Annotated in this window: 13 protein-coding genes; 5 read left to right on the top strand and 8 right to left on the bottom strand. The window is 31.5% G+C overall.

Translation table 11 applies throughout. From position 1 onward, the window contains the following. Positions 1-29: 29 nt before the first annotated feature. The 3 genes from V6251_RS12515 to mnmE form a co-directional block, all read right to left on the bottom strand. The gene (locus tag V6251_RS12515; protein ID WP_341588479.1) at positions 30-1,424 is read right to left on the bottom strand and encodes a PAS domain-containing protein; all 1,395 of its coding nucleotides are present in this window, start codon (positions 1,422-1,424) and stop codon (positions 30-32) included. Positions 1,425-1,682: 258 nt separating this feature from the next. Then, positions 1,683-2,042 (bottom strand): hypothetical protein, encoded by a 360-nt coding sequence (locus tag V6251_RS12510; RefSeq protein ID WP_341588478.1) that lies wholly within the window; start codon positions 2,040-2,042, stop codon positions 1,683-1,685. 33 nt (positions 2,043-2,075) lie between these two features. Further along, positions 2,076-3,467: a tRNA uridine-5-carboxymethylaminomethyl(34) synthesis GTPase MnmE gene (gene mnmE / locus V6251_RS12505; RefSeq protein WP_341588477.1), complete on the bottom strand. Its 1,392-nt coding sequence runs from the start codon at positions 3,465-3,467 to the stop codon at positions 2,076-2,078. A 64-nt stretch (positions 3,468-3,531) separates the two neighbouring features. Here mnmE and V6251_RS12500 point away from each other — a divergent pair, with 64 nt between their 5' ends. Then, positions 3,532-4,044 carry a peroxiredoxin family protein gene (locus V6251_RS12500; protein WP_341588476.1) on the top strand — a complete coding sequence of 171 codons (513 nt, stop codon included), beginning with the start codon at positions 3,532-3,534 and terminating at the stop codon, positions 4,042-4,044. Here the strand turns inward: V6251_RS12500 and V6251_RS12495 are convergent. Next, positions 4,041-4,676: a rhomboid family intramembrane serine protease gene (locus V6251_RS12495; RefSeq protein ID WP_145001277.1), complete on the bottom strand. Its 636-nt coding sequence runs from the start codon at positions 4,674-4,676 to the stop codon at positions 4,041-4,043. The genes V6251_RS12500 and V6251_RS12495 overlap by 4 nt on opposite strands. Positions 4,677-4,739: 63 nt before the next feature. Here V6251_RS12495 and V6251_RS12490 point away from each other — a divergent pair, with 63 nt between their 5' ends. Then, complete coding sequence (locus tag V6251_RS12490) at positions 4,740-5,630, top strand: lysophospholipid acyltransferase family protein (protein WP_341588475.1); 891 nt, start codon at positions 4,740-4,742, stop codon at positions 5,628-5,630. 85 nt (positions 5,631-5,715) lie between these two features. On the opposite strand, the gene V6251_RS12485 is transcribed toward V6251_RS12490, so the two are convergent. The 3 genes from V6251_RS12485 to V6251_RS12475 are packed head-to-tail and all read right to left on the bottom strand — an operon-like array spanning position 5,716 to position 9,697. Then, positions 5,716-7,215 carry an aminotransferase class V-fold PLP-dependent enzyme gene (locus V6251_RS12485; protein WP_341588474.1) on the bottom strand — a complete coding sequence of 500 codons (1,500 nt, stop codon included), beginning with the start codon at positions 7,213-7,215 and terminating at the stop codon, positions 5,716-5,718. A gap of 26 nt (positions 7,216-7,241) precedes the next feature. Continuing rightward, positions 7,242-8,630: a phosphoglucosamine mutase gene (glmM, locus tag V6251_RS12480; RefSeq protein ID WP_145001271.1), complete on the bottom strand. Its 1,389-nt coding sequence runs from the start codon at positions 8,628-8,630 to the stop codon at positions 7,242-7,244. Further along, positions 8,627-9,697 carry an acyltransferase family protein gene (locus V6251_RS12475; RefSeq protein WP_341588473.1) on the bottom strand — a complete coding sequence of 357 codons (1,071 nt, stop codon included), beginning with the start codon at positions 9,695-9,697 and terminating at the stop codon, positions 8,627-8,629. The genes glmM and V6251_RS12475 overlap by 4 nt, the downstream gene beginning before the upstream one ends. A gap of 40 nt (positions 9,698-9,737) precedes the next feature. Between V6251_RS12475 and V6251_RS12470 the strand changes: the two genes are divergently transcribed. From V6251_RS12470 to V6251_RS12460, 3 genes are read left to right on the top strand one after another with little or no spacing between them, the layout of a single operon-like run. After that, positions 9,738-10,337 (top strand): acyl carrier protein phosphodiesterase, encoded by a 600-nt coding sequence (locus V6251_RS12470; protein ID WP_341588472.1) that lies wholly within the window; start codon positions 9,738-9,740, stop codon positions 10,335-10,337. Continuing rightward, positions 10,334-12,013 (top strand): gamma-glutamyltransferase, encoded by a 1,680-nt coding sequence (ggt, locus tag V6251_RS12465; protein WP_341588471.1) that lies wholly within the window; start codon positions 10,334-10,336, stop codon positions 12,011-12,013. Before V6251_RS12470 ends, ggt begins: the two co-directional genes overlap by 4 nt. Positions 12,014-12,052: 39 nt before the next feature. Further along, positions 12,053-12,766, top strand: a complete 714-nt coding sequence (locus tag V6251_RS12460) for a hypothetical protein (protein ID WP_341588470.1) — start codon at positions 12,053-12,055, stop codon at positions 12,764-12,766. Between the two features lie 78 nt (positions 12,767-12,844). Here the strand turns inward: V6251_RS12460 and V6251_RS12455 are convergent, their stop codons facing one another. Beyond that, positions 12,845-13,369, bottom strand: a complete 525-nt coding sequence (locus tag V6251_RS12455; RefSeq protein ID WP_341588469.1) for a hypothetical protein — start codon at positions 13,367-13,369, stop codon at positions 12,845-12,847. Positions 13,370-13,462 lie beyond the last annotated feature (93 nt).

Here is a 13,462-nt window from a genome sequence, read left to right as displayed (position 1 = left end):
GTGTAAAAAAAATCAAAAAAAATTAAGTGTTATTGTTTATTTAAGCTATTGATTTCTTCTTTTAATTTTCCAATTCTATTTTTTAATTCTTTCATTTTTAATTCTCGTCCAATAAATAGTTTATTCATGCGCTGTAGTTCGGCATTCTTAATATTTACCTCTTCTGTTCTACTATTAACAAGTTCTTCTAATTGGTGCCTATAAAGATCTAGTTCAATTTCAGTTTTTTTACGATTAGTAATATCTCTAATCGTACCAATTATAAATTTACTTCCATTTGCATCAACATATCTTGTTTTTCTTGTAGAAATAGTTCTAGTATTGCTGTTTTTAACTGTAAGGGTTTCTTCACTTATGTTTTCAATTCCCGTTTTTAAAACTTCTTTATCTACTTTTAAAAAAGCTTCTCGCTCTTGTTCTGTTACGTCTTCGGCTAATGTTTTACCTATAACAAGCTTCCTGTTAGTATCAAACATTTTACAAAAAGCATCATTGACTATAATTAAGCAGCTTTGGTCATCTTTTACAAATAATGGATCTCCAATATTATTAATGATTGCGTTTAAATCGTTTTTACTTTCAGATAATAATTCTTCTGTTTTTTCTTGTTCAGAAATATCTAAAAAATAAATAGTTATACCACCAGTATCTGAAGGATAAAATCTGCAATCAAACCATTTTTTATAGGGTTTAAATTCACCTATAAAACATTGTGTTGATTGGGTTTCTATTGCCTTACAAAAAGCTTTATAAAAAGGATGCCCAATTATCTCAGGAAACACCTTCCATATATTTTGACCTATTAAATCTAAGCCTTTTTTTCCTATTAGCTCTATTCCCTTATTATTAATATAGGTGTAACATAAATCTTCATCTAAAGTGACAAATCCATCAGATATATTATTTAAAGTGATTTGTAATTGTTGATTTATTTTTCGCTCTAGTACTAAGTCTAAATATTTTTTTCGATAATTTAAAATTGTAAAAACTTCTTGATTATCAGATGGATTATTTAATGTTTTATAATCAACACCTTCTATATTTTGAATAAAGCCAATATAGGCTATGACCTTATCTTGATTGTTTTTAATGCTTGCAAAAAAGACAGTAACAGGAAAGCGTTTCCCGTTTTTGTGCATGTAAACTACTTTAAATTCTCGTTTAACATGTTCTTTTGAAAGCTCATTAAAAAGCGATTTATAATCGTCATGTAGCTCTGGAGGCCAAAAAGGGAAAGGTAATAAGGCTCCTGCCAATTCTGTTTTATCATAACCTGTTAAACGACATAAGGCATCATTTATTAAAACAATTTCGCCTTTAGGCGTTATTATTATTAATCCATCTTGAAGCGACTCTATAAAATTATCAGAAAATCCATATAGATGCTGTAATTGTTCTACTAATTTAGTGTTTGTATCGCTCATAAAAACATATTGTTACTCTTAAAACATTATATGACAATCCATTGATTAATTAAAAATTAAAAATCAACAATTTACACTTAAAAGATAAATGAATTTATTTAAAACCACGAATATTTTTTTGCAATCTTACTACAAACAAGAGATAACAAGGACCAAAAACAAGCTACATCAATAATTGTAAATTACTGATTTACAAACGCTTAAATCACTGCCAAATTTGAAACGCAACAATAAAAACTTAACCTAATAATAACCTGCTTAATTTACTAATTGGTTGTTGGTTACTATTCTAAAGCATCGCTCTTGACCTAAAAATAAAGGATTACCATGTTTTTCAGACCAAAATCCCTCTAATATATCGTTAGTAATACACTTATAAACAACAACACCTTTATAAATTGTGTCATCCTCTCCTTTATAATTAAAATTTATAACAAGAATATTATCTTTAAAAAAACCTGTACCAAACTGCTCCTGACTATTATTAATTAACCATTTAGCTACTACTCGATTGTTTTGGTCTAAGGTCAGGCTTAATTGACCTTTATAGGTTACACCTTCCACATCTTGATTACTACCAATTATATTATAGATTCCTGGAAGTTGGTTAATTGTCATTTTTAGAAATTGTGTTTTTTGGATAGCTTAACTTTATTTGCCAATACAGAAATTAGCAAAAATATTACCTAGTAAATCATCACTAGTGATTTCACCAGTAATTTCGCCAAAATGGTACAAGGCTTGTCTAATATCTATTGCCAATAAATCACCCGACAAACCTGACTCTAAACCATATTTTACTTTCTGAATTTCTTCAAAAGCTTTTAATAATGAGTCATAATGTCTTGTATTAGTAACAATTGTTTCGTTATTACGAAGTGCTCCTGTGTTTACAAAACCAATCAGTTTTGCTTTTAACTCCTCTACTCCAAGACCAGATTTTGCGGATAATAAATGGACATTTTCAAACTGAAGCTTTAGTCTGTCTAATTCTTCCGAATTTAAAGTATCAACTTTATTGGCAATAATCAAAAGTGGCTTTAATGGAAATCTATTTTTAATTTTTTCGATTTCTACCTTTAGTCGTTTACTTTCTGTTTTAAACTCTTCTGCAGAAAAAAGAAGCACAACCACTTGGGCTTGCTCCATTTTTTCAAAGGTTTTCTTGATTCCAATACTTTCAACAACGTCCTTAGTCTCTCTAATTCCTGCAGTATCAATAAACCTAAAGCCTATACCATCAATAACTAACTCGTCTTCGATAGTATCCCTAGTTGTACCAGCAATATCGCTTACAATTGCTCTTTCTTCATTTAAAAGCGCATTTAAAAGGGTTGACTTTCCTACATTTGGTTCTCCTACAATAGCAACAGGAATTCCGTTTTTAATAACATTACCTACAGCAAAACTGTCTATCAATCGTTTTAAAACAAAGGTGATTTTTTCAACTAAAGCCTGAAACTGAGTGCGATCTGCAAATTCCACATCCTCTTCTGCAAAATCTAATTCTAATTCAATTAACGAGGCAAAATTCATTAATTCTGCTCTTAATTTAGCTATTTCGCTAGAAAAACCACCACGCATTTGTTGCATCGCAATTTGATGTGACGCTTCATTATCACTTGAAATTAAATCTGCCACAGCTTCTGCTTGACTTAAATCTAATTTCCCATTTAAAAATGAACGTAAAGTAAACTCTCCAGCATTAGCCATTCTACAACCATTTCTTAAAAACAATTGAATAATTTCTTGCTGAATATAAATAGAACCATGACAAGACACCTCTACAACGTCTTCACCTGTATACGAGTTTGGATTTTTAAAAACCGAAACCAAAACTTGATCTATAGTACGCTTGTCATCAACAATATGTCCTAAATGTATGGTATGTGTTTTTTGGTTTAAAAGTGTTTTATTACTTTTTACAGACTCAAAACTGCGGTCTGCAATAGCTATAGCATCCTTACCTGATAATCTAATAATGGCTACTGCTCCTGCTCCTGAAGCGGTTGCTAATGCTACAATTGTATCGTTATAAATCATAATGCAAAAATAGACATAAAATATTCAATTTATATATTTTATATTTGTAAGAAATATTTAAATCATGAAACCATACATACTACTTTTACTAGTTGCAACATTAAGTTTTTCTTGTAAACAAGAACCTTCAAAACCACTTGTTTTTGGTACCGAAATTGGTGATTATGCTCCAACATTTACATCCAAAACTCCTGAAGGCAAAGACCTATCTTTAAATGATGTTGACGCTAAAGTAATTGTATTGGATTTTTGGGCTAGCTGGTGTGGTCCTTGCAGACGCGAAAACCCAAATGTAGTTAGAATGTATAATCAATACCACGACAAAGGATTAGAAATTGTTGGAATATCTCTAGATAAAAAAGGACAAGAAGACCGTTGGTTAAAAGCAATTGCACAAGACCAATTAACCTGGAAACACGTCTCTAGTTTGGAGGGATGGCAAGAACCAATCGCTGTAGCTTATGGTGTAAGATCTATTCCTGCAACATATATTTTAGATGGTGAAGGAAAAATTATTGCTAAAAACTTACGCGGAAAAGCTTTAGAAGATAAGATTGCAGAAATTTTAACTAACTAAATTTTACCTAATTTTTGCATAACAAATAATACTACGATTGGTATGGCTAAAACCAACACCATAGTCAAATCAGTCTGTAACAACCAAGGTGCAATGATAAGCGTTGTAACGTAACCTCCTACAGCACCTCCAAAATGGGCATCGTGACCAATGTTACCTATCTGTTTTTTCATTCCGTAAATAGAATACAATAAATACCCTATACCAAAAACCCAGCCTGGAATTATAAAATTAATTTCCATCCAAGGATCAAACAAAATAGCAGAATAAATAACACCCATTACTGCTCCACTAGCTCCAACTGCACTGTAATGGTAATTGTCTTTATTAAACACTAAAGACAGTAAACTTCCTGCTACTAAACTAACTAAATAGATGATTATAAATTTGGTTTCGCCAATTCTAGCAATGACCAACCAAGCAAAAAAGTAAAGTGTAATCATGTTAAACAACAAGTGCTGCGGATTAACATGTAAAAATCCAGAACTAAATATTCTAAACTGTTCTCCTCTTTTTATAGCACCAACATTAAATTTATATTTTTCAAAAAAACTATAATCTTCAAACCCTTTGTAAGAGATAATAACATTAGCTGCAATTATTATTATAGTTATTAAATTTAAATTACCCATTATCTAGTTTAACTTTATATCAAATATAGCATATATTTGCTCTCGCAAAATTAACAAGTATTCATGCAATTATTAGCTTATATTTTAATTTATCCTTTTTTATGGTTAATTTCTATACTTCCGTTTAGGCTTTTATATGCATTTTCTGATGGTTTATATTTTTTAATCTACTACATCATTGGCTACAGAAAAAAAACGGTAAAAGAGAATTTAAACCTAGTTTTCCCTGATAAGTCTGAGGACGAAATTAAAGACATAAGAAAAAAATTCTATCATCACCTATGTGATATGGTTGTAGAGGCTATAAAGTCTTTAACTATTACAGAAAAACAAATGATGAAACGAATGACTTTCCCTAATATAGAAGAAGTTAATCAATATAGTAAATCTAATAAAAGCATAGTATTAATGTGTGCGCACTATGGAAGTTGGGAATGGATTTTTATATTACAAAACCATGTTAACCATAAAGGTTACGCAGTATATAAAAAGTTAGAAAACAAATATTTTGACAAACTAGTTAAACGTATTAGAGCCAAATATAATTCTCATTTAATTACCACCAAAGAAACCTTTAGCACCTTACTACGTGCTAAAAATAATGGTGAATTAACTATTAATGGTTTTGTATCTGACCAAAGCCCAAAACCTTGGAAAGCTCACCATTGGTTAGAATTTATGGGTATTAACGTACCTGCTCATACAGGAGCCGAACTTTTAGCTAAGCAATTGGACATGGCTGTTGTATATTTTGCTGTAAAGCGAATTAAAAGAGGTTACTACCAAACCACTTTTACAACTCTGGCTGAAAACCCAAACGACTATAAAGACTACGAGATTACTGATGCTTTTTTTAAATTAGTAGAAAAGCAAATACACGAAGCACCTCAATATTATTTATGGACACATAAACGATGGAAACATCGTGATAAAACCCCTGAGGATTTTAAATAAAAAAAACACTCACAATTTTTAAAGTTGTGAGTGTTTTTTTTAACGACAAACTGATTAATTTTAGTAAATCTTATTCGTTTTTTAATTACAGCTGAAACCAATCAGTGACTCTTACATCGTTTTTAGGCACAAACGTTTTATGGATAAACTCGTTATTTGCTTTATTGTATTCATAGTCTTTAGCCCATTCTTCATGGTTTTCTGCTAAAGCTATTAAACTTTCACACACATAATCTATTTCATTACAGGTTGTTGTTGGGTGTATTGACATACGTATCCAACCTGGTTTACGAATTAAATCACCTAATGATATCTCATTAACCAAACTATGTGATTGCTCTTGGTCTACATGTAATAAATAATGGCCATAAGTACCTGCACAACTACAACCACCACGTGTTTGAATTCCGAATTTGTCGTTTAATAATTTTACACCTAAATTAAAATGTAAATTATCGATGTAAAAGGAAATCACTCCTAATCGTTTTTTTTGATCTCCTGCTAATATTTTAATATTATCTACATGATCCAAGTTAGAAAATACTTGGTTTAGCAACTCATGCTCTCTATCTAACATATTTTTTACTCCCATTTGCTCCTTTAACTTTATGGCCAAAGCAGTCTTTATAGTTTGTAAAAAACCTGGAGTACCACCATCTTCTCGATCTTCTATATTGTCAATATATTTATGTTCTCCCCAAGGGTTTGTCCAACTAACAGTACCTCCTCCAGGACAATCAGGTATCATATTTTTATATAGTTTTTTATTAAAAACTAAAACACCAGAAGTACCAGGACCTCCTAAAAATTTGTGAGGCGAAAAGAATATAGCATCTAAAGCTTCGTCTTCATCTTCTGGATGCATATTAATATTCACGTAAGGTGCAGAACATGCAAAATCCACAAAGCATACACCTCCATTTTTATGCATTAATTTTGCAATTTGATGATATGGTGTTTCAATACCTGTAACATTACTTCCTCCAATTACAGACGCTATTTTAAGTGGACAATCTTTATATTGTTCTAATAATATTTCAAGATTATTCAAGCTAAATAACCCATCTTCTCCTGCAGGAATAACCTCCACTTTAGCCATCGTTTCTAACCAGGATGTGTGGTTAGAGTGATGCTCCATATGTGTTACAAATACCACAGGACGAATCTCGTCAGGAATAGTTGTAAATCTTTTTAAGTTTTCTGGAATTTTTAATCCTAAAATACGCTGAAACTTATTGACTACACTTGTCATTCCGTTTCCTGCTACAATTAAAACGTCGTCTGCATTAGTATTAACGTGTCCTTTAATAATTTGCCTAGCTTTATGATAAGCGTTTGTCATAGCTGTTCCAGACACAGTAGTTTCAGTATGTGTATTGGCTACAAAAGGTCCAAATTGATTTAATAGTTTATCTTCAATTGGTCTATATAAACGTCCAGAAGCTGTCCAATCTGTATAAACCATTTTTTGCAAACCATAAGGCGATTCAAACTCTTGATTTATACCTACAATATGCTGTCTAAATTTAGAAAAATAAGCTTCTAATTCTGATTTCTCTGTTCTTTGGGCTTTTGTAACGTGCATAACTAACTACTTGTTAAATAAAAATACTAAATATTAGCAATTTCCTTGATTTCTGAAATAATTTTATCTGCTAGACTATCTGCTTCTGTTTGGCTTTTAGCTTCTGTGTAAATTCTAATTATTGGCTCTGTGTTACTTTTACGTAAGTGTGCCCAACTTTCTGCAAAGTCTATTTTAACACCATCAATGGTTGTTAAATTTTCATTGCTGTATTTATCTTCCATTGCTTTTAAAATAGCATCAACATCCAAAGTTGGCGTTAATTCTATTTTTTTCTTACTCATAAAATAGCTTGTGTAAGTTTTTCTAAGTTCACTAACACTTAATTTTCTTTCGGCTAACAAACTTAAAAACAAAGCAACACCAACTAATGCATCACGTCCATAATGTGATTCTGGATATATAATTCCGCCATTACCTTCTCCTCCAATAACTGCGTTATTTTTTTTCATTAAAGTAACTACATTAACCTCTCCAACTGCAGAAGCTTCGTATGTACCTCCATGTTTTTCGGTCACATCACGCAATGCTCTGGTTGAGCTCATGTTGCTTACCGTATTACCTGGATTTTGACTTAAAACCCAGTCAGCACATGCAACTAAAGTGTACTCTTCACCAAACATTTCGCCATTTTCATCCATAAAAGCTAAGCGATCAACATCTGGATCGACAACAATTCCAAAATCGGCATTATGCTTTTTAACTTCGTTAGACAAATCTCCTAAATGCTCTTTTAAAGGTTCTGGATTATGCGGAAAATGACCTGTTGGATCGCAATATAATTTTACTGCCTCAACACCTAAACGCTCCAACAATAAAGGTATTGCAATTCCTCCTGTACTATTTACACCATCCACAACTACTTTAAAATTTGCGTTTTCTATTGCTTTTTGGTTTACATATTCCAATTCTAAAACCTCATCAATATGTATGTCTATATAAGCATCATTTTTAGTAATCGCTCCTAAATCATCAACTTCCGCAAATGTCATGCTATCAGACTCTGCAATCTCTAAAATTTTCTGTCCTTCGGCTCCATCTAAAAATTCACCTTTGGCATTTAAAAGTTTTAAAGCATTCCATTGTTTTGGATTATGACTGGCAGTCAGTATTATCCCACCATCTGCATGCTCCATTGGTACAGCAATCTCAACTGTTGGTGTTGTTGATAAGCCTAAGTCCACAACTTGAATACCTAATCCTACTAATGTATTCATTACCAAGTTTTGAATCATGTCTCCAGATAAACGTGCGTCACGTCCAACAACTACTTTATAATCCGTTTTGTCGCGTTGTTGTTTTAGCCAAGTACCATAAGCTGATGCAAATTTTACTGCATCTATTGGTGTTAAATTATCACCAACTGATCCTCCAATTGTTCCTCTAATTCCTGATATAGATTTTATAAGTGTCATTCTCTAAATTTGTTTTTTAATTTTAAAAAATAGGTTTCAAAATATTTATAAGACAGATGTGCCATTATAAAAGTAAATGCAAAAGTTAACATATAAATTAAAACTATTGTTAACCAATCATTAAAAATTGTATCTATTTGTAGCTTCAAAAATAAGAAAACTACAGCGTTTAATGCGATTACATGAAACATATATAATCCATAAGATATTTGGCCCAAGTAATTAAGTGATTTATTTTGGATGTTAACACCTAGATTATTATACGCTATCGTGTGGATAAACATCCCAAATAACACCATCGTTATTAGGTTAAATATATAAGTATCTGTTGAATGAAATATATCTGTTACAAAATACAACAATACCAAAACGACTATTATTATTGGGTAAATCTTATTCTTTTTAAAAGACTGAAGCAGCTTTTTTTCTTCTAAAACTGCTACAATTCCGCCAAAAAACAAAAAGAAAAAAACCATTTTAAAACTTTTAAAAACACTAAAAAGGCTTAAATGAAATATTAAAAAGTACAAACCAGTTAGTCCTATTAAAAATTGTAAAACCCTATTTTTATTTACCAAAAATAAAGCTGGAGCAACTATAATATAAAATTGCTCCTCAATACCAATAGACCACAACACCTCCAATATACCTCCAGGCATGTAAAGCTTAGCAAATACATTGGGTAAAAAAAACATGGACATTAATAAACCATCCCATAAAGGATAATTATTTGCAAATGGTATTTCTAATTCTGGTAAAATAATCCAATAAAACACAAAACCAAAAATGACTACCAAATAATACAACGGAAAGATCCGTAATACACGACGCATGTAAAATTTACGTATAGAAAAAGCATCGCGCTGTTTACTACTATAAATAGTTTTAATTATTAAAAAACCACTTAATACAAAAAACATATATACTGCTTCTACTCCTCGATTAAATATAGGTGCATCCAAAAAGTACGGAAGTCCTTGATTACGACATAATTGTGGTAAATGAAAAAACACAACCAATGTGGCTAACACAAACCGTAATACATCTAAATTGGGTAATCGCTTCAAATTATAAAATTTACAGGGTAAAAATACATATATTTATAAGATGAATTTTCTAGCACACATTTATCTTTCCGGAAACGACAAAATGATTACCATTGGTAACTTTATAGCAGATGGTATAAGAGGAAAAAAATATAAAGATTACCCACAAGACATCCAAATCGGTATTTTATTGCATAGACAAATCGACACTTTTACTGATGCACATCCCACTGTAAGAAAAAGCACCAAACGACTACACAAAAATTATGGACATTATTCTGGAGTGATAGTCGATATTTTATACGACCACTATTTAGCAAAAAACTGGTCAAAATACTCAGACGTGCCTTTAGCAGACTATGTGGATGACTTTTATGACACGCTAGAGGATAATTTTGAAATCTTACCTTCTCGAATTCAAAAAATGATGCCTCACCTTTTAGCAGACAATTGGTTGCTAAGCTATGCGTCCATTGAAGGAATAACTAAAGTATTAGAAGGTATGAATAGACGTACTAAAAACCGTTCTAAAATGAATTTAGCTGTCAATGAATTAGAAGAATTTTATAGTGAATTTGAAACAGAATTTACTAGCTTCTTTGATGAGCTTATCACTTTTACCAAACAAACATTAGAGACTTTACAAACTAAGGACCAATGAAAAATTTAGCCATACTTTTTGTAATTTGTATTACTTTTTTTAGTTGCAAAAACAATAATAACCGTGGATTAATCACCAAACACGCTATGGTTGTTTCTGCAAGAGAAGAAGCATCTAAAATTGGAACTGCTATTTTAAAACAAGGCGGAAACGTCTTTGACGCAATGATAGCGACAGATTTAGCATTAGCTGTTTGCTACCCTTATGCTGGCAATATTGGTGGTGGTGGTTTTATGGTTTATCGGTTGGAAGATGGTAGAATTGGCGCATTGGATTATCGCGAAAAGGCACCAAAGCTAGCAACCAAAAATATGTATTTAGACAGTTTAGGAAATATTATTCCTAATCTAAGTACTCAAGGTGGACTTGCTGTTGGTGTGCCTGGCACAATCGCAGGATTATTTGAAGTGCACGAAAAATTTGGTTCTTTACCTATACAAGACATTATGCAGCCTGTCATTGATTTAGCAAATCGTGGTTTTGTGGTCTCACAAAAAGATCAAACAGTATTAGAAGAAAAAAAAGAAGCTTTTTTAGCAGTCAATAAAAGCGAAATATTATTTACAAAAAATTGGATTGCTAAAGATACCATTAAACAACCAAACTTAGCAAAAACCCTGGAAGCCATAATGCTAAATGGTCGTGACGAGTTTTATAAAGGTCAAACCGCTAAAAATTTAGCAAGCTTTATTCAAGCTAATGGTGGCGTAATAACAGTTGACGACTTAGCAAGTTATCAAGCCATATGGCGCAAACCTATAACATTTGAATACGATAATTTAAACATTATATCCATGTCACCTCCTTCAAGTGGTGGTATCTGTTTAGCTCAAATATTAAAGCAAATTGAAGATTTTAATTTAGATGAATTTGGGCACAATAGCCTTAAAAGTATTCAGGTTATTACCGAAGCTGAGCGACGTGCGTACGCAGACCGTAGTTTTTATTTAGGTGATCCAGATTTTGTTGCAATACCTCATGACCAATTATTAAGTGATGCTTACCTAAAAAACAGAATGGTTGACTTCACCTTTGAAAAAGCGACACCTTCTAGTACTATTTCTCATGGAAAAGTTGATATTATTGAAAGTGATGAGACCACACACTACTCCATCGTTGATCAATTTGGTAATGCTATAGCTGTGACAACCACCTTAAATTCTGGTTATGGTTCAAAATTATATAGTCCAGAATTAGGGTTTTTCTTTAATAACGAGATGGATGATTTTTCCAGCAAACCTGGAACGCCTAACGTGTATGGATTAATTGGCGCAGAAGCTAATAGCATCTTACCAGAAAAGCGTATGTTAAGCTCTATGACGCCAACGATTGTAGAAAAAAACGACAAACTATACATGACTTTAGGGACTCCAGGTGGATCCACAATAATAACATCTGTAATGCAAACTATTTTAAACGTGCATGAATATGATATGACCATGCAAGAAGCTGTAAATGCTCCCAGATTTCATCATCAATGGTTACCTGACCAAATTAGAATGGAACCAAACTCTTTCTCTAAAGACCTAGTTAATCAATTACAGCAAAAAGGCTATACTATTACAGAGAAAAATGCTGATGTGATTGGTAAAGTAGATGGAATCTTAGTTTTAGACAATGGTCAATTAGAAGGTGGTGCAGATAAACGTGGTGATGACACTGCTATTGGATTTTAAACACTAAACCAAATTTTAAAACAATATAATTTTTACTTAATGAAATTAAAAAAAACATTAAAAATAATAACTGGAGTAATCATCTTTTTTACATTACCTAGTTTACTGTTTTTTGGGTTTGTTTACTTTAAATATAACGAAGATTTACCTATTGGTAATCAAACTAAAAAAGCAGATATTTTAGCTCATAAAATGCTTATTTCCTTAAATGCCGATGCTTACAAGGCTACTAATAATTTAGAATGGACATTTAGGCGTAAACACCACTACAAATGGGATAAAAAAAATAATAGCTGCGAAGTTTATTGGAAAAAAAACAAGGTCATATTAAACCTTAATAATCCGTCTATTAGTAAAGTTTTTGTAAATAAACAAGAAATTAATTCCTCTGATAAAAAAGAGCTTATCCAAACAGCAACAAATTACTTTAACAACGATTCTTTTTGGTTAGTTGCACCTTATAAAGTGTTTGACCAAGGTACGTCTAGAAGCATTGTAAAACATAATGGTAAAGATGCTTTATTGGTTACATATTCTAAAGGAGGCACTACTCCTGGAGATTCTTATTTATGGATTTTAGATGACAATTATAAGCCTACAAAATTTAAAATGTGGGTAGACATTTTACCTATTGGAGGTTTAGAAGCCTCTTGGAGTGACTGGAAAACAACCGAGTCTAATGCAAAGTTTCCAACCAACCACCAATTATTCTTTTTTAGTTTTGATATGGATGATGTAAAAGGCACAAAATAAAATAAGCAGTATTTTAGTATTAGTTAGTTTTAAACTAAATGTTGAAATACTGCTTACTAAAATTAAAAGCAAGTTTTACTACTTACTTTTTTGCCCAACAAATTGCTGTTCTTTAGATTTAAATAACACATTAAAAGTGGTTAAGCTTCCATATATACGTGTTATGTATTGTTGTAAATCTACTTTTTCAGATGGTTCTAGATTACTAGAGTTAACTTTTTGTTCCATCACTCTCAAACGGTCTCTAACCATAGTGATTTTATGAAAAAAGTCTTCAATTTTTATTACTTTACTTTTTAAGTTACTGTCAGCTGGTTTTAATTCTAAGATGCCTCCTTTCCACTTGTCGCCAATTGGCACAATTTCCGAGACATCGCTATATTTTTTAAGTATTCTAACCAAGCTACTTTCTACATCAAAAAGACTAATAGTGTCTACCTCATTTTCTGCAGCTTCAATAACTTCAAAATCATCATTTAAAGCAATGGTTTCTAATCCATTTTCAATAAAAGTAACCCAATAGTTTTTACTATCAATGTTAGTTACCACTCCTTTTCCGTGTTCTGGATGGTTAATTCTAGAGCCTATTCCTAATATTTCCATTATCGTTTTTTTTATAATTTCAAAAATAGTGATAATTAATAAAATCCTAACAAACACTATTTCTAAAAGAAATACAAAATGCGTATCTTTACA

Origin of the sequence: Olleya sp. Ti.3.14 (assembly GCF_038154885.1) — a bacterium.
In the GTDB taxonomy this organism is placed as follows: Bacteria; Bacteroidota; Bacteroidia; order Flavobacteriales; family Flavobacteriaceae; genus Olleya.
This window is presented reverse-complemented; position numbering and strand designations above follow the sequence as displayed.

What these genes read in the sequence shown, in the direction of transcription:
- V6251_RS12515 (WP_341588479.1), bottom strand. Translation starts at nt 1,424, where the DNA reads ATGAGCGATACAAACACTAAATTAGTAGAACAATTACAGCATCTATAT.
- V6251_RS12510 (WP_341588478.1), bottom strand. Translation starts at nt 2,042, where the DNA reads ATGACAATTAACCAACTTCCAGGAATCTATAATATAATTGGTAGTAAT.
- mnmE (WP_341588477.1), bottom strand. Translation starts at nt 3,467, where the DNA reads ATGATTTATAACGATACAATTGTAGCATTAGCAACCGCTTCAGGAGCA.
- V6251_RS12500 (WP_341588476.1), top strand. Translation starts at nt 3,532, where the DNA reads ATGAAACCATACATACTACTTTTACTAGTTGCAACATTAAGTTTTTCT.
- V6251_RS12495 (WP_145001277.1), bottom strand. Translation starts at nt 4,676, where the DNA reads ATGGGTAATTTAAATTTAATAACTATAATAATAATTGCAGCTAATGTT.
- V6251_RS12490 (WP_341588475.1), top strand. Translation starts at nt 4,740, where the DNA reads ATGCAATTATTAGCTTATATTTTAATTTATCCTTTTTTATGGTTAATT.
- V6251_RS12485 (WP_341588474.1), bottom strand. Translation starts at nt 7,215, where the DNA reads ATGCACGTTACAAAAGCCCAAAGAACAGAGAAATCAGAATTAGAAGCT.
- glmM (WP_145001271.1), bottom strand. Translation starts at nt 8,630, where the DNA reads ATGACACTTATAAAATCTATATCAGGAATTAGAGGAACAATTGGAGGA.
- V6251_RS12470 (WP_341588472.1), top strand. Translation starts at nt 9,738, where the DNA reads ATGAATTTTCTAGCACACATTTATCTTTCCGGAAACGACAAAATGATT.
- ggt (WP_341588471.1), top strand. Translation starts at nt 10,334, where the DNA reads ATGAAAAATTTAGCCATACTTTTTGTAATTTGTATTACTTTTTTTAGT.
- V6251_RS12460 (WP_341588470.1), top strand. Translation starts at nt 12,053, where the DNA reads ATGAAATTAAAAAAAACATTAAAAATAATAACTGGAGTAATCATCTTT.
- V6251_RS12455 (WP_341588469.1), bottom strand. Translation starts at nt 13,369, where the DNA reads ATGGAAATATTAGGAATAGGCTCTAGAATTAACCATCCAGAACACGGA.